General features: G+C 58.0%; 16 protein-coding genes. 10 read left to right on the top strand and 6 right to left on the bottom strand.

The window, feature by feature from the left end; all coding sequences use genetic code 11:
• Positions 1 to 13: 13 nt before the first annotated feature.
• Genes ptsP through CUN63_RS08240 form a run of 3 tightly spaced genes read left to right on the top strand, consistent with a single transcriptional unit; the run spans position 14 to position 5,567 of the window.
• On the top strand, positions 14 to 2,875 hold the full coding sequence (gene ptsP / locus CUN63_RS08250; protein WP_129438577.1) for a phosphoenolpyruvate--protein phosphotransferase: 2,862 nt from the start codon (positions 14 to 16) through the stop codon (positions 2,873 to 2,875).
• Entirely contained in the window at positions 2,875 to 3,816 is a 942-nt protein-coding gene (gene pfkB, locus CUN63_RS08245; RefSeq protein ID WP_129438575.1) for a 1-phosphofructokinase, read from the top strand. The genes ptsP and pfkB overlap by 1 nt, the downstream gene beginning before the upstream one ends.
• An 11-nt stretch (positions 3,817 to 3,827) precedes the next feature.
• Complete coding sequence (locus tag CUN63_RS08240) at positions 3,828 to 5,567, top strand: PTS fructose-like transporter subunit IIB (protein ID WP_129438573.1); 1,740 nt, start codon at positions 3,828 to 3,830, stop codon at positions 5,565 to 5,567.
• Between the two features lie 216 nt (positions 5,568 to 5,783).
• Here the strand turns inward: CUN63_RS08240 and CUN63_RS08230 are convergent, their stop codons facing one another.
• Genes CUN63_RS08230 through CUN63_RS08220 form a run of 3 tightly spaced genes read right to left on the bottom strand, consistent with a single transcriptional unit; the run spans position 5,784 to position 7,473 of the window.
• A complete protein-coding gene (locus CUN63_RS08230; protein ID WP_256657678.1) occupies positions 5,784 to 6,044 on the bottom strand; it encodes a hypothetical protein in 261 nt (86 codons plus the stop codon).
• The gene (locus CUN63_RS08225) at positions 6,041 to 6,271 is read right to left on the bottom strand and encodes a hypothetical protein (RefSeq protein WP_129438571.1); all 231 of its coding nucleotides are present in this window, start codon (positions 6,269 to 6,271) and stop codon (positions 6,041 to 6,043) included. The genes CUN63_RS08230 and CUN63_RS08225 overlap by 4 nt, the downstream gene beginning before the upstream one ends.
• Positions 6,268 to 7,473 carry a colicin E3/pyocin S6 family cytotoxin gene (locus tag CUN63_RS08220; protein WP_178082658.1) on the bottom strand — a complete coding sequence of 402 codons (1,206 nt, stop codon included), beginning with the start codon at positions 7,471 to 7,473 and terminating at the stop codon, positions 6,268 to 6,270. The genes CUN63_RS08225 and CUN63_RS08220 overlap by 4 nt, the downstream gene beginning before the upstream one ends.
• 465 nt (positions 7,474 to 7,938) lie before the next feature.
• On the opposite strand from CUN63_RS08220, the gene CUN63_RS08215 reads away from it, so the two are divergent.
• Positions 7,939 to 8,244: a DUF6124 family protein gene (locus CUN63_RS08215; RefSeq protein ID WP_165353239.1), complete on the top strand. Its 306-nt coding sequence runs from the start codon at positions 7,939 to 7,941 to the stop codon at positions 8,242 to 8,244.
• A gap of 184 nt (positions 8,245 to 8,428) precedes the next feature.
• Positions 8,429 to 9,970 carry an alkaline phosphatase gene (locus CUN63_RS08210; RefSeq protein WP_129438569.1) on the top strand — a complete coding sequence of 514 codons (1,542 nt, stop codon included), beginning with the start codon at positions 8,429 to 8,431 and terminating at the stop codon, positions 9,968 to 9,970.
• Positions 9,971 to 10,104: 134 nt separating this feature from the next.
• Here the strand turns inward: CUN63_RS08210 and CUN63_RS08205 are convergent, their stop codons facing one another.
• Positions 10,105 to 12,633, bottom strand: coding sequence for a sulfite reductase flavoprotein subunit alpha (locus CUN63_RS08205; protein ID WP_129438567.1), 2,529 nt, complete (start codon positions 12,631 to 12,633; stop codon positions 10,105 to 10,107).
• A gap of 132 nt (positions 12,634 to 12,765) precedes the next feature.
• Positions 12,766 to 15,102 carry a TonB-dependent siderophore receptor gene (locus CUN63_RS08200; protein WP_129438565.1) on the bottom strand — a complete coding sequence of 779 codons (2,337 nt, stop codon included), beginning with the start codon at positions 15,100 to 15,102 and terminating at the stop codon, positions 12,766 to 12,768.
• A 206-nt stretch (positions 15,103 to 15,308) separates the two neighbouring features.
• On the opposite strand from CUN63_RS08200, the gene CUN63_RS08195 reads away from it, so the two are divergent.
• The 5 genes from CUN63_RS08195 to CUN63_RS08180 all read left to right on the top strand — a co-directional run bounded on the left by CUN63_RS08195 (position 15,309) and on the right by CUN63_RS08180 (position 20,277).
• The gene (locus CUN63_RS08195) at positions 15,309 to 15,989 is read left to right on the top strand and encodes a Fe2+-dependent dioxygenase (RefSeq protein ID WP_129438563.1); all 681 of its coding nucleotides are present in this window, start codon (positions 15,309 to 15,311) and stop codon (positions 15,987 to 15,989) included.
• The gene (locus tag CUN63_RS08190) at positions 15,986 to 16,741 is read left to right on the top strand and encodes a tetratricopeptide repeat protein (RefSeq protein ID WP_129438561.1); all 756 of its coding nucleotides are present in this window, start codon (positions 15,986 to 15,988) and stop codon (positions 16,739 to 16,741) included. The genes CUN63_RS08195 and CUN63_RS08190 overlap by 4 nt, the downstream gene beginning before the upstream one ends.
• Before the next feature lie 396 nt (positions 16,742 to 17,137).
• Positions 17,138 to 17,719, top strand: coding sequence for a hypothetical protein (locus tag CUN63_RS32090; RefSeq protein WP_256657677.1), 582 nt, complete (start codon positions 17,138 to 17,140; stop codon positions 17,717 to 17,719).
• On the top strand, positions 17,703 to 19,352 hold the full coding sequence (locus tag CUN63_RS08185; RefSeq protein ID WP_256657676.1) for an alpha-xenorhabdolysin family binary toxin subunit A: 1,650 nt from the start codon (positions 17,703 to 17,705) through the stop codon (positions 19,350 to 19,352). Before CUN63_RS32090 ends, CUN63_RS08185 begins: the two co-directional genes overlap by 17 nt.
• Before the next feature lie 46 nt (positions 19,353 to 19,398).
• Positions 19,399 to 20,277 carry a hypothetical protein gene (locus CUN63_RS08180; RefSeq protein ID WP_129438559.1) on the top strand — a complete coding sequence of 293 codons (879 nt, stop codon included), beginning with the start codon at positions 19,399 to 19,401 and terminating at the stop codon, positions 20,275 to 20,277.
• Positions 20,278 to 20,321: 44 nt separating this feature from the next.
• Here the strand turns inward: CUN63_RS08180 and CUN63_RS08175 are convergent, their stop codons facing one another.
• Positions 20,322 to 21,485, bottom strand: a complete 1,164-nt coding sequence (locus tag CUN63_RS08175) for a type III PLP-dependent enzyme (RefSeq protein ID WP_033058084.1) — start codon at positions 21,483 to 21,485, stop codon at positions 20,322 to 20,324.
• Positions 21,486 to 21,495 lie beyond the last annotated feature (10 nt).

Genomic DNA, 21,495 nt, shown 5'->3' with positions numbered 1-21,495 from the left:
AAAAGGAGAAAGCATGCTCGAGCTCACCATAGAGCAGATATCCATGGGCCAATCGGCTGTGGATAAGTCCGCAGCGTTGCACCTGCTGGCGCAGCATCTGGTCACCGATGGCCTGGTGGCCGAGGGTTATCTCGCCGGGTTGCAGGCGCGCGAAGCCCAGGGCTCGACCTTTCTCGGTCAAGGTATTGCCATCCCCCACGGTACGCCGGAAACCCGCGATCAGGTGTTTTCCACCGGCGTGCGGCTGATGCAGTTTCCTGAAGGCGTGGACTGGGGCGATGGTCAGATCGTCTACCTGGCGATTGGTATTGCAGCCAAATCCGACGAACACCTGCGCCTGTTGCAGCTGCTGACCCGTGCCCTCGGCGAAACCGACCTCGGCCAGGCGCTGCGCCGCGCCAGTTCCGCCGAAGCCTTGCTGAAATTGCTGCAAGGCGCGCCGCAAGAACTGGCGCTGGATGCACAGATGATCGGCCTCGGTGTGTCCGCCGATGACTTCGAAGAGCTGGTCTGGCGCGGTGCACGTTTGCTGCGCCAGGCCGACTGCGTGAGCAACGGTTTCTCTGCCGTGTTGCAGCAGGTCGACGCGCTGCCGCTGGGCGATGGCTTGTGGTGGCTGCACAGCGAGCAAACGGTCAAGCGTCCGGGCCTGGCCTTCGTCACCCCGGACAAACCCATGCGCTACCTCGGCCAGCCGCTCAGCGGTCTGTTCTGTCTGGCCAGCCTCGGTGAAGCCCATCAGGCCTTGCTCGAGCGTCTTTGTGCGTTGCTGATCGAAGGTCGCGGCCACGAATTGGGCCGCGCCACCAGCAGCCGTAAAGTCCTCGAAGTCCTGGGCGGTGAGCTGCCGGCGGATTGGCCGAGCGCTCGCATCGCCCTGGCCAACGCCCACGGCTTGCACGCGCGCCCGGCGAAGATCCTTGCGCAACTGGCGAAGAGTTTTGAAGGTGAAATCCGCGTACGCATCGTCGATGGCCAGGACAGCGCGGTGTCGGTGAAGAGCTTGAGCAAACTGCTCAGCCTCGGTGCTCGTCGCGGTCAGGTGTTGGAATTTGTCGCCGAACCGAGCATCGCCGCCGATGCCTTGCCAGCCCTGCTGGCCGCCATCGAAGAAGGCCTCGGTGAAGAAGTCGAGCCGCTGCCCGCCGTGAGCCAACAGCGCGAAGTGATCGCCGATGTGGCCGAGGTAATCCTCGCGCCAGCCTCCGGCAGCCTGGTTCAGGCCATTGCCGCTGCACCGGGCATCGCCATCGGCCCGGCGCACATTCAAGTGCTGCAAACCATTGAGTACCCGCTGCGCGGTGAGTCTGCCGCGATCGAGCGCGAGCGTCTCCAGCAGGCGTTGGCGGACGTGCGTCGCGACATCGAAGGCTTGATCGAACGCAGCAAGTCCAAGGCCATTCGCGAGATTTTCATCACTCACCAGGAAATGCTCGACGACCCGGAGTTGACCGATGAAGTCGACACCCGTCTCAAGCAGGGCGAAAGCGCCGAAGCGGCGTGGATGGCGGTGATTGAAGCGGCGGCCAAACAACAGGAATCGCTGCAGGACGCCTTGCTCGCCGAGCGCGCCGCCGACTTACGCGACATCGGCCGTCGAGTGCTGGCGCAACTGAGTGGCGTCGAAACCCCGAGCGAGCCTGAGCAACCGTACATTCTGGTTATGGATGAAGTCGGTCCATCCGATGTCGCCCGTCTTGACCCCGCCCGCGTCGCCGGCATCCTCACCGCCCGTGGCGGTGCTACCGCGCACAGTGCGATTGTCGCCCGAGCGCTTGGTATTCCAGCGCTGGTCGGCGCCGGCCCGGCCGTGTTGCTGCTGGCGCCGGGCACGCCATTGCTGATTGATGGCCAACGCGGCCGCCTGCACGTGGACGCCGACGCGGCGACCTTGCAGCGCGCCACCGAAGAGCGCGACACCCGCGAGCTGCGTCTGAAAGCGGCTGCCGAACAACGTCATCAGCCGGCACTGACCACCGACGGCCATGCAGTCGAAGTGTTCGCCAACATCGGCGAAAGCGCCGGCGTGACCAGCGCGGTGGAGCAGGGCGCCGAAGGCATTGGCCTGCTGCGCACCGAACTGATTTTCATGGCCCACTCGCAAGCGCCGGACGAAGCGACCCAAGAGGTTGAATACCGTCGTGTACTCGATGGCCTGGCCGGTCGGCCGCTGGTGGTGCGTACTCTCGATGTCGGCGGCGACAAGCCGCTGCCGTATTGGCCGATTGCCAAAGAAGAAAACCCGTTCCTCGGCGTGCGTGGTATTCGCCTGACTCTGCAACGTCCGCACATCATGGAAGCGCAATTGCGCGCGTTGCTGCGTGCGGCGGACAACCGTCCGCTGCGGATTATGTTTCCCATGGTCGGCAGCGTTGATGAGTGGCGCCAGGCGCGGGACATGACCGAACGGCTGCGTCTGGAAATTCCGGTTGCAGACCTGCAATTGGGGATCATGATTGAAGTGCCGTCGGCTGCACTGCTCGCTCCGGTACTGGCCAAAGAGGTCGACTTCTTCAGCGTCGGCACCAATGACCTGACCCAATACACCCTGGCCATCGACCGTGGTCATCCGACCTTGTCGGCCCAGGCTGACGGCTTGCACCCGGCGGTGCTGCAACTGATCGACATCACCGTGCGCGCGGCGCATGCCAACGGCAAGTGGGTCGGCGTGTGCGGCGAGTTGGCGGCTGATCCGCTGGCGGTGCCGGTGCTGGTCGGACTGGGTGTGGACGAGCTCAGTGTGTCGGGTCGCAGCATTGCCGAGGTCAAGGCGCGGGTTCGCGAACTCAGCCTGGCCCAGACCCAAATCCTTGCCCAGCAGGCCTTGGCCGTGGGCAGCGCCAATGAAGTGCGCGCATTAGTGGAGGCCCTGTAATGGCCAAGATCCTGACCCTGACCCTCAACCCGGCGCTGGACCTCACCGTCCAGTTGCCGGTACTTGCCCCCGGCCAAGTCAACCGTAGCGACGAGATGCACACGCATGCCGCCGGTAAGGGCGTGAACGTGGCACAAGTGCTGGCGGACCTCGGGCATCAGCTCACGGTCAGCGGTTTCCTCGGGGAGGACAACCTCCAGGCGTTCGAAACCCTGTTCGCCAAACGCGGGTTTGTCGACGCGTTCATCCGTGTTCCCGGTGAGACGCGCAGCAACATCAAACTGGCGGAAAGCGATGGGCGCATCACCGACATCAACGGTCCCGGACCCTTGGTGAGTGAAGCCGCGCAACAGGCGTTGCTTGATCGACTTGATCAGATTGCACCCGATCATGACGCGGTCGTCGTTGCCGGCAGCTTGCCCCAAGGCATCAGTCCTCAGTGGTTGCAGACGTTGATTGTGCGTTTGAAAAATCTCGGTTTGAACGTGGCGCTGGACACCAGTGGTGAAGCCTTGCGGGCGGCGCTCAAGGCTGGTCCGTGGCTGATCAAACCCAATACCGAAGAGCTGGCCGACGCGCTCGGCTGCGAGGTGGTTTCGGTGGCTGCGCAAGCGCACGCCGCGAGCCGCTTGCACGCTCAAGGCATCGAGCACGTGGTGATCTCCGACGGCGCCGATGGCGTGAACTGGTTCAGTGTCGGCTCGGCGATGCATGCCACGCCGCCCAAGGTCAGTGTCGTCAGCACAGTGGGCGCAGGCGATTCGTTGCTGGCCGGCATGCTCCACGGTTTGCTCAGCGCCGACACGCCGGAACAGACCTTGCGCACCGCCACGGCGATTGCCGCGATGGCGGTCACCCAGATCGGTTTCGGTATTGGCGACGCCACGCAGTTGGCGCGGCTCGAACAGGGCGTGCGCATACGCACCCTGACAGAACAATAAGAGGGTTTGTCATGAAGTTAGCCATTGTTACGGCCTGCCCGAACGGTATGGTCACCAGTGTGCTGTGTGCCCGTTTGCTTGATGCGGCGGCCCAGCGTCAGGGCTGGAGCACCAGTGTCGAAGTCAACGATGCCGCGCACCCTGAACGCCAATTGTCGGCGGCCACGATCGAGGCGGCCGAGTGGGTATTGCTGGTGACCAGTGCGCCGGTGGATATGTCGCGATTCGTCGGCAAGCGGGTGTTCCAAAGTACCCCGGCGCAAGCCCTGCAAGAGGTTGAAGCGGTGCTGCGTCGCGGTGCTGAAGAGGCTCAGGTTTACGTTGCCCCCGAAGCTGTGGCCGAGCCTGCCGCCCCCGTAAAAAACGCCCCGCGCCTGGTCGCGATTACCGCGTGTCCGACCGGCGTCGCTCACACGTTCATGGCCGCTGAAGCCTTGCAGCAAGCGGCCAAGCGTCTGGGCTACGACCTGCAAGTGGAAACCCAGGGCTCGGTCGGTGCGCGCAATCCGCTGAGTGCAGCGGTAATTGCCGATGCGGACGTGGTGCTGCTGGCCTGCGATATCGAAGTCGCCACCGAGCGTTTCGCCGGCAAGAAGATTTACCGTTGCGGCACTGGAATCGCCCTCAAACAAGCCGAGGCGACGCTGAACAAAGCGTTGGCCGAAGGCACGCAGGAAACCGCATCGACCGGCGCCAAAGGCCCGGCCAAGCAAGAGAAAACCGGTGTCTACAAGCACCTGCTGACCGGCGTGTCGTTCATGCTGCCGATGGTGGTGGCGGGCGGTCTGATGATCGCCTTGTCGTTCGTGTTCGGCATTACGGCGTTCAAGGAGCCGGGCACATTGGCGGCGGCGCTGATGCAGATTGGCGGCGAGACCGCGTTCAAGCTGATGGTGCCGCTGCTGGCGGGTTATATCGCCTACTCGATCGCCGACCGTCCGGGCCTGGCGCCGGGGATGATTGGCGGTCTGCTGGCAAGCACCTTGGGCGCCGGTTTTATCGGCGGGATCATTGCCGGTTTCATCGCCGGTTACGCGGCGCAGGCGATCAACCGTTATGCGCGCTTGCCGCAAAGTCTTGAAGCATTGAAACCGATCCTGATCATCCCACTGCTGGCGAGTCTGTTCACCGGTCTGGTGATGATCTACGTGGTCGGTAAACCGGTGGCGGGGATGCTCGCAGGGCTCACGCACTTCCTCGACAGCATGGGCACCACCAACGCGATTCTGCTCGGTGTATTGCTGGGCGGGATGATGTGCGTCGACCTTGGCGGGCCGATCAACAAAGCCGCGTATGCGTTCTCGGTGGGGCTGCTGGCGTCGCAAAGTTATGCACCGATGGCCGCGACCATGGCGGCCGGCATGGTGCCGCCGATTGGTCTTGGCATCGCCACGTTTATTGCCCGACGCAAGTTCGCCCAGGCTGAACGCGAGGCCGGTAAGGCCGCGTTGGTTTTGGGGTTGTGCTTCATCTCCGAAGGCGCGATTCCGTTTGCCGCGAAAGACCCACTGCGGGTGATCCCGGCGAGCATTGCCGGTGGTGCGCTGACCGGTGCGTTGTCGATGTATTTCGGCTGCAAACTGATGGCGCCGCACGGCGGATTGTTCGTGCTGGCGATCCCGAATGCGATCAACCATGCGCTGTTGTATCTGCTGGCGATTGTGGCCGGGAGTCTGCTGACAGCGGTGGCGTATGCGGTGCTCAAGCGGCCGGAAGTCGTTGAGCTGGCAATAGAGCCAGTCAGCGCCTGACACCAAACCCTGTGGGAGCGAGCTTGCTCGCGATGACGGACTGACATTCAACAAATATGTTGGCTGTCAGGCCGCTTTCGCGAGCAAGTCGGATCGCCGCACCGCCGCTCCCACAAGGGTCTGCTGTGTTGGCAGATTTCTGTGTCATGTCCCGGTAACGTCGCCATGCTGCATTTTTCTTTAAATCCAGGCCCTGAGTTGCGCGCCATTCAAGGCTCACTCGTAGCTGCTGAGATACAGCATTAGTTCCTTGGGGAGTTCAATCATTGCGAGATTCTCAATGGCTGTAACCTGCTTGGCGGATAGTCGATGGCTTGCCATGGCATCCTCTTCTTCATGCCAAGCCATTATTGGCTTCAGGGCATCCGTTGTAATGGACCGGGACAAATCCATCTCGAATACAGCCAAGTCATCGTTTTCAGGTATTCCGTAAATCTGAAACTTCAGTTCGTATTTCATGGCGGTGGAGTAAATCAATCAACGCACACCAACTGCACGATGTGGTTTGCGTCTCCCAGGATCTTGCCAGTCCAGGTTTCAAGTGTTTGCACTTGTTCTGGAGAAAGGTCGTAGCCATCAAACTCATCCTCTGGTGTTTGCCAATCCATTAGTTTTGCTAGCTCTTCGTGACGGCTTTTGGGTATTTCCACACTCAGGAGAAGTTCCTCACTGTGTCTGTCGAAGACCTCTATTACGTGTTTCATTTTTCTACTTTCCTAGACGGGTCAGCTGGCTTGGTTTGCTCCCCTGTTTGCGGGTCGTACTCCCCAAGGTGTTTTCCTTGCTTGGTGTACATCTCAACGGTGCCATGTTGCGAGTCCCACTCATAAATCCTTCCTGAGGGATCTTTCCATCGCCGACGTTTTTTACCACCACCACGCACTGAAGTTTTTAACGGAGCAGGTTTTATATCTGGAAAAGCCGGGAGTGTCGTAGGAGCAGGGCGGTATTTGTAGTCTCCAGGCACACTCAGAACAATATAGATCGGCTCAAGTCCAGCATCTGCAGGGAACCAGATGATCGCATCCTGATACTCGGGCGGATGCTCGGGGTTCACTAGTGCTTTATTGGCTTGCTCGGTGGGCGGGTACACCCATACAGACGGTAGTTGCGGGGCGCCTTCCAATGCAGGAATTCCTAGTACAACGTCTGGATTCGCTGCTGGCGTCCAAGTCAGGCCAATCCCGTTACCGATGTCAGCAACAAACTTCTCGCCTTCTTGAGTGGCCTTGATAACCGGGACAAACTCCCAGTCTTTTTTCCCGCCTGTGTAAAAGCCGTAAGCGTTGACTGAGCTATCCGGCAATGTCTTCACGTTGATGCGCACACGGGTTCGCCCCGCCTCCAGCGCCGCGTATTGCTCGTTTTTGTAGAAGGCGCTGTCGGGTGAAAGGCTGGTGTTCGGCATTAATAGCGCAACTGTCCCGACCGCTGCACCAGTCGCCACAACGGCTGATCCTGTTAGTAGACGCAGTGCAAGAGAACCGCCGAGACGTTGGGCAATGGCACCGCCTGTTGCTGAGCCTCCCACCAGTTTCAAGGGACTCCCTTCGGCGGTGATTGCTGCGCCGGTGCCAAGCACGGCCCACAACCCGTAGTCAGCCAGTTTCTCGACGGGGACAAAACCGGCGGGGTTGTCGTGATTGATGACGCCGTCGGGGAGGTTGCAGCTTTTGGCGAATACGCAGCCTCGTGTGGCGAACTGTTTGCTCTGTTCGACTTCTTTGAAGATGCGATCTTCATAGGCCTGTTGCCGGGCGAGCATGGCGTCGTAGGGCTTTTGCCTCGCCTTACGCTCGGCGAGCTCGGTTGGGGTCATGTCTCTCAGGTAACGGTATCCGATGCCCGATCCGCCGCCACCACCGCCATGCTCCCAGACTTGGGGGATGTCCTTGTTGCGAGCCATAGGCGTCCTGTTCTGAGTGTGGCTGGGAAGCCTTGAACCTACTTGGCTCGCTCAGGGCTGGCGTTAGGACGCTTCCCAAATTTGGCGCTGAAATTTCCTATTTCTTGATAGGGCCGGGAGCCGCGATGTTTTGCATCAAAATGCCGTCGTCCTGGGGCTACACGACGTTGCGTCGTTGCCTACAACTGCGCCAGAATCCGCCGGCTTGTGCGCCTTGAGGGTCGTCGGTAACTTGATTCTCGTCACTGCCCATCAGTGATCGGGTTTAGTAGCCCGTGGTTTCCCATGGCGTATAGCGCATCAGACAGTCAGGTATCCCATCCCTGTACTTTATGGTGGCTGTGCGTAGGGCGCCCTCGGGCGCGCCGGCTTCCTGGGTCCCCGGTCTACTAACCTGCGCACAGCTGCCACCTCTTCTTATTAGTAGAGAGGCGGTGGTAGCTCTCACGTATAGGACCCCAAATAATGTTCAAACCTACGCCAAACCCGCCGGATACCGATCCGGCCGCTCCATCCGATCCCAGCGCTGCAACCATCAACCAGACCCAGCGCACACCCAGCAAAATCTTCTTCATTGCCCCCGAAACCGACAACCGGACGTTGCTGGAATACGCCTGTGAATCGCTGGCATCAGCGAATGTCATGGCAAGTGACTTCGCGAGGTATCTGCAAGGATCGCAATGCAACACGATGTTGGGGATTCAGCAGTCGATCATGTTGGGAGAACTGGCGGTGAACCGTGTGCTGGATAATCTCGATCCGCCCGGCTAGTCGCCGGATATTGTGGGAGCGGGCTTGCTCGCGAAGACGGATTGGCATTCAACAAATATGTTGGCTGCTAGACCGCTTTCGCGAGCAAGCCCGCTCCCACAAGGGATCTGCTGTACTGGCAGATTTCTGTGTCATGCCTGAGTCATCGAGCCATGCTTTAGTTTTCCTTTTCAGGGAGAGCACCATGAGTGAATTCGACCTCGGTCGCCGTCGTGTCATACAAGCCGTCGGTGCCGGGCTGTTGTTGCCAGGCCTGGCGCCGGCGGTGATTGCCTCGGTCAAGGATCGTCCGCAACTCACCGATGGCGTGCAGTCTGGCGACGTGCTGGGCGATCGGGCGATGATCTGGAGCCGATGTGATCGTCCGGCGCGAATGGTGGTGGAGTGGGACACCCGCAGCCTGTTCAGCAACCCCCGTCGTTTTGTCTCGCCATTGGCCGTCTCCAATACCGATTTCACTGCCCGCGTCGAACTCACTGGCCTGCCCGCCGACCAGGCGATTTTCTACCGCGTGCACTTCGAAGACGCCCAGAGCGGCGTCGCCAGCGAACCCTGGTTCGGCCATCTGCGCAGCGTGCCGCAAACCCGTCGCGACATCCGTTTCGTCTGGAGTGGCGACACTGCGGGCCAGGGCTTCGGCATCAACCCGGACATCGGCGGCATGCGCATCTACGAAGCCATGCGTTTGCGCCTGCCGGACTTCTTTATCCACAGCGGCGACACCATCTACGCCGACGGCCCCGTACCTGCGCAGCTCACCACAGAGAGCGGCCGCGTGTGGCGCAACATCACCACTGAAGCCAAGAGCAAAGTCGCCGAAACCCTCGACGACTATCGCGGCAATTACCGCTACAACCTGATGGACGAAAACATCCGCCGCTTCAACGCCGAGGTCCCGCAGATCTGGCAATGGGACGACCATGAAGTGGTGAACAACTGGTCGCCGGGCAAGCAGTTGGATGATCGCTACAAGAGCAAAGATATCCACAGCCTGGTCGATCGCGCGCGTCAGGCCTGGCTTGAATACGCACCGATGCGGTTGCAGAGCGCCGATGGTGGCGGGCGGATTTATCGCAAGCTCGGTTACGGTCCGTTGCTCGATGTGTTCGTGCTCGACATGCGCAGTTATCGCGGGGCCAATGACGACAACCTGGGGGCCGCTAAACCTTTCCTTGGACGTGAACAACTGGACTGGCTCAAACGTGAGTTGAAGGCCTCCAAGGCCCAGTGGAAAGTCATCGCTGCTGATATGCCGATTGGCCTCGGCGTACCGGATGGTGAGGTCAGCCCCGGTGTGGCGCGCTGGGAAGCCGTGGCCAATGGCGATCCGGGTCCGGCCCAGGGGCGTGAACTGGAAATCGCCGAATTGTTGGGTTTTCTGCGGGCGCAGCAGGTGCGCAATTTTGTCTGGTTGACGGCGGATGTACATTACTGCGCCGCGCACCATTACCATCCGGACCGTGCGGCGTTTCAGGATTTCGAACCGTTCTGGGAGTTTGTCGCCGGGCCTTTGAATGCTGGGAGTTTCGGGCCTGATTTGCTGGATAAGACCTTTGGTCCCGAGGTGGTGTTCGAGAAAGCACCACCGGCACAGAACACCTCGCCGTTTGCCGGGTTTCAGTTTTTTGGTGAGGTGAATATTGATGGGCAGACGGGGGAGATGAGTGTGGTGTTGCGGGATTTGGATGGGGTTGGGGTGTTTGAGCAGAAGCTGCAGCCGGAGTGAAAAGAAGTCGAGAGTTGTACACCTGACCCCTGTGGGAGCGAGCTTGCTCGCGATTACGGTCTAACAGCCAACAGATTTGTTGAATGTAAAACCGTCATCGCGAGCAAGCTCGCTCCCACAGGGATTGTGGGGGGTCAGTAGACGTCGCGGCGGTAGCGGCCTTGCTCGATCAGGCGGTCGACCTCTGCAATTCCGAGTATTTCGTTGAGCACGTGATCCACGCCTGAAGCCATCCCTTGCAAGCTGCCGCAGATGTAAATGACCGCACCCTCAGCCAGCCACTTCTTCAACTCCCCAGCCGACTCGCGCAGTCGATCCTGTACGTAGATCTTCTCGGCCTGATCCCGCGAGAACGCCAGGTCCAGCCGCTCCAGATCGCCCGAAATCAACCAGTCTTCCAGCTCATCGCGCCACAGATAGTCATGCTCGCGATTGCGTTCGCCGAACAACAGCCAATGACGCTGCTGCCCATCGGCAATCCGCGCCTTGAGCAAACTGCGCAGCCCGGCCAGGCCGGTGCCGTTGCCCAGCAGGATCATCGGCACTGGCTCGACCGGCAGGTGGAAACCGCTGTTGCGCCGTACGCGCAGGCTGATGGTGCCGCCCACCGGGGCGTGTTCGGTCAGCCAGCCGGAGCCGACGCCCAGGCTGCCGTCGGGATGCAGTTCCTGACGTACGATCAGTTCAAGTACGCCATCGGCGGCGATCGAGGCGATGGAGTATTCGCGCATGGCCAAGGGCACCAGCGCATCCACCAGCGCCTGGGCATGCAGGCCGACCAGGTGAGCTCTGTTTTCCGGCAGTTGTCGACTGGCGAGGGCTTGCTCCAGCGGTTGTGACAGGCCACCGAGCGCAACCGTGGCGCGACCGTCAATGCCCAGGCCATCGAGGAAATGTTCGATCGTCCACGGACAATTGCGCGGCAACACTTCCACCAGGTCACCGGCCAGCCAACTGCTGGTGGTGGGGGCGGTGAGGCCCAGCAAGTACACACCAGAACCCGTGCTGTCAGGGTTGAGCAGTTCGCGGCGGGTCAGGGTCCAGTTGTCGTAGCTTGGTGCTTGCCAGGTGTCCACGGGCGCCTGTCCGGTCAGCAGACCCAGTTGCTGCTGCCAGTGACGCAAGGCGTAAGGGTCGCCGCTGTCGACCTCCACCGGGGCGAACAGGGTCTTGCCGCCGTGCTCGCCCAGCCATGTGTGCAAGCGTCGAGCGAAACCGCAGAAATGTTGATACTGCCGATCACCGAGGCCCAGCACGGCGTAGTTCAGGCTTTCCAGGCTCAACGTCCGGGCCAGCACTTTGCGCTCAAACCCCCGGGCGCTGTCCGGCGCTTCGCCGTCGCCGAAGGTGCTGACCACGAACAACGCATTGCTGGAATCACGCAAGTCTTGCTCGCTGACGTCCGCCAGCGGCTGAACCTTCACTGGCAGGCCCGCAGCCTGCAATTGCCCGGCGGTCTGCCACGCCAGTTGCTCGGCAAAGCCGCTCTGGCTGGCGAAGCCGATCAGCCATGCAGGCGCGTCGCTACCCGGTTGTGCGAGGCCTTTGCGGGCATCCTTGATCTGCTTTTTCTTGCGTCGACGATCGAGGTACAACAACCAGCCAGTGACGAAAAACAGCGGCATCGTCAGCGCGCTGATCGTCAGGATGATCCGCCCGATGATTCCGAAATAGCTGCCGACGTGCAGCGCGTAAATGCTGGTCAGCAGTTGCGCCTTGAGGCTCTTGTCGCTGTAGCGATCATGCCGCGCGACGATGCCGGTCGCCGGGTCCAGCGTGATCTGGTTCAGCGCACGGTCGTGGGGTGAGGTGTTCAACAGGTAGAACACGGTTGCCGGCTGCCCGGCCACGGGAGGCATGCGGATGTTGTAGGCACTCAGTGCCGGACCGGCGGCGCTGTAGATGCTGCTCCACATCGCGGCGTAGTCGGCGGTGGGGGCCGGGCCGCTTGGCGCCGGGCCGCGACCGCCGCGAACGCGCTCGTTCTGCGGTGAGTCGGAAAGCAATCGGGTCAGGCCCTTGTTGTACCACTCATAGGACCAGGACAACCCGGTGACCGCTGCCAGGAGGTAAAACACCAGGCACCAGGTGCCGGCGACGGAGTGCAAATCCCAGTTGAAGCTGCGGCCCTTTTTCTTCCAGTCGAGGGTCAGCCAGGCGCGCCAGCTTTTCCACTGGCGCGGCCAGCGCAGGTAAAGGCCGGACAGGCAGAAGAACACCAGTATCAGCGTACAGGCACCGGTGATCTGCCGACCGCTATCGCCCATGGCGAGGAAGCGGTGCAGTTGCAGCATCAGGCCGAAGAAGTCCTGGCCAGTGGCGTCGCCCATGAACTCGGCGGTGTATGGGTCGAAGTAGCGCATCTGCCCACGGCGCTCGCCCGGTGGCGGGGTAAAGATCACGCGCGCGGCGTTTCCGCTGTCAGTCTCGACCCAGAGCATCGAAACTTTCTTGCCCGAGGCACCCTCGATTTTTTCCACCAGTTCGGCGGGCGGCAGGACGCCAGCGACCTGCTTCTCGACCTGCAACACAGAAGGGTTCAGAGCGCGCAGGATTTCATCCTGAAACGACACCGTCGCCCCGGTGATGCCCATCAGGGCCAGGACCAGTCCGGCGCTGATGCCGAAAAACCAGTGCAACTGGAACAGGGTTTTCTTCAACACGTCACTCGCCTTGTTCGTTCGAAAATAATGATCACGGCGGGCATTATGCCGTGGGTTGTCGAGAAACATTCTTTATTACGCACAAAAGCCCCGTTCACCTGGATGAACGGGGCCCTGGTCTTCACGCTTCTATCAGAAGTGGAAGTTGGTGCTCAGCAATGCCGTACGGCCCGCCGCCTGGTTGGCGAAGTGGGTCGAGAAAGCTTTGTCGTAGTAGGTTTCATCGGTCAGGTTCTGCACGTTCAGTTGCAGGTCGACGTTTTTGCTCAGCTTGTACGCGGCCATTGCGTCGTAACGAACGTAGGAATCAACCATGGTGGTATTGGCCACGCTGCCGAACACATCATCGACATAAAACGCACCGCCACCGATGGTCAGCTTCGGCGTGACCTGATAAGTCGTCCACAAGCTGGCACTGTTTTTCGGTGTGTTAGGCAGCTCGTTGCCTTCGGTGGCGCGGTTCAGCGGGCCGCCATCGACCTGCTCGCTGTCCATGTATGCGTAACCGGCGAACACTTGCCATTTGTCGGTGATCTTGCCGCTGGCCGACAGTTCGATACCTTGAACGCGGGTTTTGCCGGCGTTTTCATAGGCGGTTGTGTCGACTTGAACGCGAGCGTTTTCTTTCTCGGTGCGGAAGATGTCGGCGGTCAACGACAGGCGATCGTTCAGCAGGTCCCATTTGGTACCGATTTCGTAGTTCTTGGTGGTTTCCGGCTCCATGTCGCTTTTGAGCACATCTTTGTTGCGATTAACCGTGCCCCCCAGCGGGTTGCCGTCCATGCCTTCGCCGAGGGTGGCGCCAGGTGGAGTGGCAGAAGTCGCGTAGGACGCATAAATGCTGCCGTTTTCGGCCGGCTTGTAGACCACACCGAATTGACCGGTGACGAATTCGCTGGTGTCTTTGCCTTTTGCAGGTACGCCTTTGTTTAGGACAGTCGCCCCTGCGCTGTCAAAGGTGCGGTACTGGGTGTCGAAATGGTCATAACGCAGACCCATGTTCACCAGCCATTGCTCGGACAACTCCAGCGTGTCGAACACATACAGCGCATAGGTGTTGGCTTTGGTGTCGGTGCCAGCGTAGTTACGCGAGATTGCACCGTTCCATGGGTCGTTCGGGTTCGGGTTGGACAGCGAGGTGCAGTTGTAGCCGCTCGGCGCACCAATCAACGCCGGCGAGCAGTTGGTGGTCGCGGCAGCTGTTCCCGGGGTGGTGTCGGTGTTGACGTTATACGAGGACTTTTCGCTTTCCTCGCGGCTCAACTCGATACCGGTAGAGAAGCTGTTTTTGAATCCGGCGATGTAGACGTCGCCAAACAGATCGGTCTGGTTGGTGGTGGTTTCGGTGTTGCTGACCCGGGTGTTGGCCCGACGCCAGACGCTGCCGTTGTTGACGTTGCCCTTGCTGTCGTCCGGCTGGGTCAGGATGTAGTCCTGCATGCTGGTGCCGTGGCGCAGGGTGTTCTTGACGGTCAGCGCGTCGCTCAGATCGTGCTCGATGGCGATGGTTGCGGTGTCGGTGCGACCCTTGCGGAAGTCGCGGCCGTCGAGGCCGTAGAAGTTGCTGCTGTCGCCGCCATCGTCAGGCTTGTCCGGGTTGGACTTGGTGCGAGCCGTCGAGCCTGCGACCGGAATGCTGTATGGAATGCCGGAATCTGGCGTGTCGTTGCTTTCCAGGTGGTAGTAGTCGAGGTTGACGCGAGTGTCGGTGCCCAGGCCGAAGGCCAGCGACGGTGCGATACCCCAGCGATCGTAATCGACAGTGTCACGGCCGGCGACGTTGCTTTCGTGACTCATCAGGTTCAGACGGCCAGCGGCGGTGTCGGTGAACTGATAGTTGCCATCCATGGTGTAACGCTGGGTCTGGTCGGAACCCCAGGTGAAACCGCCATCGAGCGAATTGCCAAGGTGCGCCTTTTTGCTCACCAGGTTGATGCTGCCACCGGCAGCGCCACGGCCGCCCATGGCCGAGTTCGGGCCTTTGCTGACTTCGATCGACTCAACGGCGAAGATCTCGCGGCTCTGCGAACCGGTATCGCGCACGCCGTCCAGATACGTATCGCCCTGGGCATCGAAGCCGCGGATGAATGGGCGGTCGCCTTGCGGGTTGCCGCCTTCACCGGCACCGAAGGTGATGCCTGGAACAGTGCGCAGGGCGTCCTGCATGTTGAGGGCGCCAGTGTCCTTGAGCACTTGTTGCGGGATGACGGTGATCGAACGCGGCGTGTCCACAAGCGGTGCGGTGTACTTGGGCGAGGAGGCTTTTTCGACGTTGTAGGAAGTCTCGTCCTGGGTCTCGCCGGTGATAGCGGTAGCGCCCAGGGAAATCACGTTGCTCGGTGCTTTTTCGTCGGTCTTTTCAGCCGCGAAAGCCATGTGGCCCGCAGAGCTGGCAGTGATCGCCACGCCAATTGCAGACGCGAGCAAACGCGGTGAACTGACCGGTAATTGTGGTTGTTGGCGTGACATGAGAATTCCCCTCCCCAAGGATTTGAGGCCGCGGAATATAGGGTAAACAGGTATTTGTATCAATTGCGAAACGTTACTATTCGCGAGGAATTTACATTCTTTACAATTTACCCTTACGGTTTTTACTGTCTCGTTCGTCACAGGGGTTTTACAGAGTCAATAAGAATCAATACCATTGCCGCCTCTTTGTCTTCAGGTGTCATCCCATGCTGCTGCACATTCCCGGCGTGTTCGCGAAAGAAGAAGTGCAGCGCATCCGCGAGGCTCTGGAGCAGGCAGATTGGGCCGACGGCAAAATCACCGCCGGTTATCAGTCGGCCAAGGCCAAGCACAATCTGCAGCTGCCTGAAGGTCATCCGCTGGCCAAGGAAGTCGGCGCGGCGATGCTGGAACGGCTGTGGAAAAATCCGCTGTTCATGTCGGCCGCGTTGCCACACAAGGTTTTCCCTCCGTTACTGAACTGTTACACGGCCGGCGGCAGTTTCGACTTTCACATCGACAACGCCGTGCGCCAGCCCAAAGGCAGCCTCGAGCGAGTGCGCACCGATTTGTCGGCCACTCTGTTTTTCAGCGAGCCGGACGACTACGACGGCGGCGAACTGGAAATCCAGGACACTTTCGGCACCCAACGGGTGAAGTTGCCGGCCGGCGACATGGTTCTGTACCCCGGCACCAGCCTGCACAAGGTCAACGCCGTGACGCACGGCACTCGCTACGCCTCGTTCTTCTGGACCCAAAGCCTGGTCCGCGAAGACAGTCAGCGCGCCTTGCTGTTCGAGATGGACGGGGCGATCCAGCAGCTGACCCAGGACATGCCCGATCACCCTTCGCTGATTCGCCTCACCGGTACTTATCACAACCTGTTGCGTCGCTGGGTCGAGGTATGAGTTATCGACTGCGCCGCGAGGAAGTCCTCGATGGTGATCGTCTCAAATCCATGCTCGACGAAAGCCCGGCGCGCGCGGCACAGGCGATTCTGATCGCTGCCCGCGAAGGCGTGCTCGATGCTCAGGCCTTGCTCGGGCAGATTCTGCTGGACGGGCAGGGTATCGAGCAGGATCAGCCGCTGGCCTTGCGTTGGTTCGGGATCGCTGCTCAGGGTGGACACCTGATGGCGCGCAACATGCTCGGTCGTTGTCATGAGCATGGCTGGGGATGCGTTGCCGACGCCGCCGTTGCCGTTGTTCATTACCGCCAGGCCGCCGATACCGGACTGGATTGGGCGATGTACAACTACGCCAACCTGCTGGCCACCGGGCGCGGGGTGATCGAGGATCAGTTGCAAGCGCTGAACCTGTATCGCCAGGCGGCCGCGTTGGGCCATGCGAAGTCGATGAACCTGCTGGGGCGTTATCTGGAAGATGGCAAGGTTTGCCTCGCTGATCCACTCGCGGCACGGCAGTGGTATCAGCGATCTGCCGAAGGTGGGGATTTTCGGGGGCAGTTCAGTTACGCGGCGGTGCTGGCCGATGAGGGGCGAGTCTATGAAGCACTTGGCTGGTTGCGCAAGGCGCTGGTCGGGGGGAATGTGAATTTCTTGCGGGTGAGCAGTGAGTCATTACTAGACGCACATCATCCGCAAATTCGTGAGATGGCTGATGCTTACCGGCAGCGATTGTCCCAGCTGGCCGGCCTGTAACGGTTTATCGTTACTTCTATCTTCTTAATAGCGAAGTTGCCTTGATACGCAGGGTTGCGCAATAAAGAGCACCGCACAACAAGGCTTATTATCTTGGTTCCTATGACATAAAGGTCTGGCGATAAAGTATCCGCCGGGATTTTGCCGTTGTTGTTTAAGTGAGTGATTCGGCCAGTAATTTTGTGGGGTTCATCTTTAAGTCATGACGTCAAGTCGGGTGAAGGCGATGTTTCTCTTGTGGTTTGTCTTGATTTTATATATTTGAACTCTGGTGGATAACTGTGGTGCTGTATTAAAGTCTTTTTGCGCGATATCTGTAATTGAGTGGAGTAAACACTCTCAGTATCGATGGAAACATAAATTTTATATACATCCGAAGAAGACAAGGAGTCTCTAATGGAATTCAAGGTGGACGATAAGATCGTCCAAGCAGCGGCGAAAGCGCCCAAAGTATTTGTGGAAGCGTCAACTGGCGATGGTGAGGTATATAGCCGGGAGCCCGGAATGCAGCTGACCGCACAGCAGATTGTCAGTCTGAGGAAGTATGAAACTTTAGGGTTGTCTCTTCCTGTTCGGCTGCAAGATGTTATTGCGTATTTAAATTATGGCGCAGGTGATGAAGGGCGTGTGGGACTTAAGTCCAGGGATTTTCTACGCACATTCACAATGACATATGATCATGCTAAACGCTGGTCGCCATTGCGCGAGAAGATAATGCTGACAGGCACCGACCTTAAAGTTTTCGGTGGTAGCATTATCAGGATTGGCAAAGGAATTGTAGAGGTCTATGAGGATCTCAAAGCATCGAAATATCTGGAAGAGCACAATATCAACACGCCGGAGGAGTATCAGAAACTTAAAGCCAAGATTCCGAATCTTCCCGATCTTGGCTTGCCTGAGGGTGATGTTCCAGACATCAAGGCATACCTCAATGACATGCTGGCGAAGGTCAAGTTATGTCATGACAAGGCGGGTTAGAGCCGAACTGGATAGCTTTGGCACTGATATGCGCGCGGAAGTGTTGCCGGAAATAAAGTTGCGATTAGAGTTTGTTTCCAAAAATACTTATCAGGCTGATATTCAGGTCCTGCAAGCTGAAATTGACCAACGCTCGAAAGAGATTGATGAGCTCAATAAGCAATATGACCAACTGGTACAGGAAGCGATCAAGTCGGCAGCGACCCTCAATATTGGCGGGTTGATTCTCGGCATCTATCAGGGTGTCAAGGCTGAAAAGATACGCAGTGAACGAAATAAACTGAAGGAAGGGCAACAAGCAGCTAATCAAAAAATGGCCAGTAAAAGCCAGACACTGAACTCCTTGAACAAGGTGCGGGATGACCTTCAGAATCTGAGCTACGTTGCGATCGAGGCTGAAGTCGCGACTCAAAATCTTATGCTGGTATGGAATGCGTTGGCTACTTATATCAATGCATCTGTCCAAGAGGTCGATAAGCTGGAGGAGGCAACTTCTTTGCGGCGATTTAAAAATCAGATACTCAGTATCATTGATCCTTGGGAGCAGATAAAAGTAAGTTCTGATCAATTGCTGGCTGTGTTCGCAGAGGCAGATAAGGAATATGAGAATAATCGTTTGACTTTCAGGAGTAGGGTCCAGATGTTTTCGCTATTTAATAATTCGGATAATTCAGTTTTCAATATGGCGAACTTGCGTGGCCATGACGCCGCGGTGCAAGGAACGAACACCACTGCACAAATGCTCGTCGAACAATACGATTACTTGCCTGGTACTGTCAGAACAATGAATAGTCTGGCGATGACTATCAATAAGACAACGTCTGATCTGCGCAGTCAGGCGCAGACAAACAGTATCAAATTGGAACGTGCGGAGAAAAAACTGAAAGCCTATCAGGCAGAGCTTGAGTATCCGGACGATGTGGACGAGGTTCGTGAGGATATGGAGGCGGAACTCAAAATTGTATTCAATGCAATGTCCGCACAAACTGAAGATTTAAAAAGTTTTCATGCAAGTATCAGCTCTCCCTATGACAGAACTGCCTCGGAAAAATGGGTTGTTTCGCTGCAGCAGGATCGGGCATTCGCTGAAGAGCTAAAAACCAAATCCGAAGAAAAATTGGCGGAGCTGACAGCGCAGATGAAGTCCGTGTCCGAGGCGATTGACTTGATCGGGAAAGCAGGAGTCGAAAAAATTGGTAAAGAGGCGCAGCTATCACTGGAAAATCTAAAAGCACTGGGTATGGCGCCGCCACAGATTCAAGTCGCATTGTTGGCCGTTGATACGATTAAAAAATTGATCTCTGGTATTGGCGAGGCCATTTCGTATCTCAACATGCTGGCGGCGTACAACAGGCTCAAGGATAAAGCGGGCGATCTGAGAGTGCAGTCGCAAAAACACACTAAAGATATCGCCCAGATTGATGGGAAGATTGAATTGGTAAAGACGCTGGACAAGCTGGACGATGGGCGCTGGGAATACGTGAATGAATTTTCGAATCTGGTTGCCGACGTTGAAAAGTTCTCTCGCGAATTCAAGCAAGATAAGTCGCTGCCCGTCGAGTTGCGAGCGGATACCGCAATTGCCCGGATCTCAGACGTTGTTAAATACATGAAGACTATTCAGCAGTCATAAGGAGTCGAGGGGGTGGGCCGTACGCCCACCCCTTCTAAAATGAAAGATGAATAGACTTGCCAATGAATTTACCGCGGCGCAGCGGCGTGTATTAGATCGTTACACCAATTTCCTTGGTTCCCTGCAGCCGACATTCAACAGTATACCGGTTGCATTTGAGCGCCGTAGAAACAGCGGCCATCAACTGGCGGTTCTGGCCAAGGATTCGCGCTTGAACAATGCACCGTTTAATGCGCGATATCTACAAGAGTTTTGGGGGCGCACTGAAGAAGCCAAGCGTTTATGCAGAACTTATATTGAAGACCTCGTAACGTTTGCCCGCGAATCTTTAGAAATTACCAAGCAAACTTCCAGGAACGAACCTGTTGGTCAAGTGGATTTCAGGTTGTACAGTTTGTCCAGGTCCCCGACCTGGAAGTTATTTCCGCCAAAGGATGTACGAGACTTGGTTCACGAGTTGTTTCTTCGATTTGATGAGCTAAAAGCTGCGATACGACAACTGAAATATACGATTACGGAGCTGTATGTTGAGTCGTTTGGACTGAAGTCAGTATTCACGCGGGCGATGGACCATCGATCCTGTAATTGCCATCCACAACCGACTGTTGCGGAAGAGTTGTTTCGCGAGAATAACACTGCACCTGTCTGGGACTTCGCTTATTCTTCCAGGGACGCTGTGGTCAGGGCAGCAGAATATAAGGCCGATATTGCAGTGTTATTTGATGGGTTCGCTTCTGTTAACTCGCAGATGGGGCTGTTCATCGAGGAAATGTATCAACGTATAGAGGGCGCGATCAACGAGCTGTTGCGGGCAAAGAGTGTGTCCAGACTAGGGGAGTTGAATTTCAAATTGGGCGCGACTATTGAGGGCGCTAATGAATGTATGGCGATGATGGACCACGTTGAGTCATGGCTGCGGAAATAAAAAAAGGTCCATGTTTTCATGGACCTTCTATCTTGTAATATCGCTTACACGTAAAACGACTTCAGCGGCGGGAAGCCATTGAACTCAACCGCGCTATAGCTGGTGGTGTAAGCACCGGTCGACAACCAGTACAAACGATCACCAATCGCCAGGTTCAGCGGCAAACCGTACTTGTAGTTTTCGTACATGATGTCGGCGCTGTCGCAGGTCGGGCCGGCGATGACCACTTCTTCCATCTCGCCTTTCTTCTCGGTCCAGATCGGGAACTTGATGGCTTCGTCCATGGTTTCGATCAGGCCGGAGAACTTGCCCACATCCGTGTACACCCATCGCTCTACAGCGGTACGGGATTTACGGGCGACCAGCACCACTTCACTGACCAGGATGCCGGCGTTGGCGATCAGCGAACGACCCGGTTCCAGGATGATTTCCGGCAGTTCGTCACCGAAGTCTTCCTTGAGGAAACGGATGATTTCTTCAGCGTAGGTTTCCAGGCTGTTGGTGCGGGTGATGTAGTTGGCCGGGAAGCCGCCGCCCATGTTGATCAGCTTCAGGTGAATGCCGTCTTCTTCTTTCAGGCGTTCGAAGATCACTTTGACCTTGGCGATCGCCGCGTCCCAGACGCTGATGTCGCGCTGTTGCGAGCCGACGTGGAACGAGATGCCGTAAGGCACCAGGCCCAGGTCGCGAGCGAGGATCAGCAGGTCCATGGCCATGTCGGTCTGGCAGCCGAATTTACGCGACAAAGGCCAGTCAGCGGTGGTCGAGCCTTCGGTGAGGATGCGCACGTAGACTTTCGAACCCGGTGCAGCCTTGGCGATGTTGCGCAGGTCGGCTTCGGAGTCGGTGGCATACAGACGCACGCCCTTCTCGTAGAAGTAGCGAATGTCTTTGGATTTCTTGATGGTGTTGCCGTAGCTGATGCGATCCGGGCCGACGCCCTGGTTCATCACTTTGTCGAGCTCGTAGATCGAAGCGATGTCGAAGTTCGAGCCTTTCTCTTTGAGCAGGTCGATGATTTCGACGGCCGGGTTGGCCTTGACCGCGTAGTAGACCTTGGCGAATTCGAAACCGGCGCGCAGGTCGTCATAGGCCTGGCTGATCATCGCGGTGTCGATCACCACGAACGGGGTTTCTTGTTTGTCGGCGAAGGCCTTCATCTTGTTGAAGGTATCGCGCGCGAAATAGTCTTCGACGTTGATCGACATGCTGGGAACT

The sequence above is a fragment of the Pseudomonas sp. ACM7 genome (assembly GCF_004136015.1).
Classification (GTDB): domain Bacteria; phylum Pseudomonadota; class Gammaproteobacteria; order Pseudomonadales; family Pseudomonadaceae; genus Aquipseudomonas; species Aquipseudomonas frigoris.
Note: the sequence above shows the minus strand (reverse complement) of the source record. Positions and strands in the feature narration are given on the sequence as shown.

Coding starts and splice junctions, on each gene's coding strand:
- ptsP (WP_129438577.1), top strand. CDS start 14: ATGCTCGAGCTCACCATAGAGCAGATATCCATGGGCCAATCGGCTGTG.
- pfkB (WP_129438575.1), top strand. CDS start 2,875: ATGGCCAAGATCCTGACCCTGACCCTCAACCCGGCGCTGGACCTCACC.
- CUN63_RS08240 (WP_129438573.1), top strand. CDS start 3,828: ATGAAGTTAGCCATTGTTACGGCCTGCCCGAACGGTATGGTCACCAGT.
- CUN63_RS08225 (WP_129438571.1), bottom strand. CDS start 6,271: ATGAAACACGTAATAGAGGTCTTCGACAGACACAGTGAGGAACTTCTC.
- CUN63_RS08220 (WP_178082658.1), bottom strand. CDS start 7,473: ATGGCTCGCAACAAGGACATCCCCCAAGTCTGGGAGCATGGCGGTGGT.
- CUN63_RS08215 (WP_165353239.1), top strand. CDS start 7,939: ATGTTCAAACCTACGCCAAACCCGCCGGATACCGATCCGGCCGCTCCA.
- CUN63_RS08210 (WP_129438569.1), top strand. CDS start 8,429: ATGAGTGAATTCGACCTCGGTCGCCGTCGTGTCATACAAGCCGTCGGT.
- CUN63_RS08200 (WP_129438565.1), bottom strand. CDS start 15,102: ATGTCACGCCAACAACCACAATTACCGGTCAGTTCACCGCGTTTGCTC.
- CUN63_RS08195 (WP_129438563.1), top strand. CDS start 15,309: ATGCTGCTGCACATTCCCGGCGTGTTCGCGAAAGAAGAAGTGCAGCGC.
- CUN63_RS08190 (WP_129438561.1), top strand. CDS start 15,986: ATGAGTTATCGACTGCGCCGCGAGGAAGTCCTCGATGGTGATCGTCTC.
- CUN63_RS32090 (WP_256657677.1), top strand. CDS start 17,138: ATGGAATTCAAGGTGGACGATAAGATCGTCCAAGCAGCGGCGAAAGCG.
- CUN63_RS08185 (WP_256657676.1), top strand. CDS start 17,703: ATGACAAGGCGGGTTAGAGCCGAACTGGATAGCTTTGGCACTGATATG.
- CUN63_RS08180 (WP_129438559.1), top strand. CDS start 19,399: ATGAATAGACTTGCCAATGAATTTACCGCGGCGCAGCGGCGTGTATTA.
- CUN63_RS08175 (WP_033058084.1), bottom strand. CDS start 21,485: ATGTCGATCAACGTCGAAGACTATTTCGCGCGCGATACCTTCAACAAG.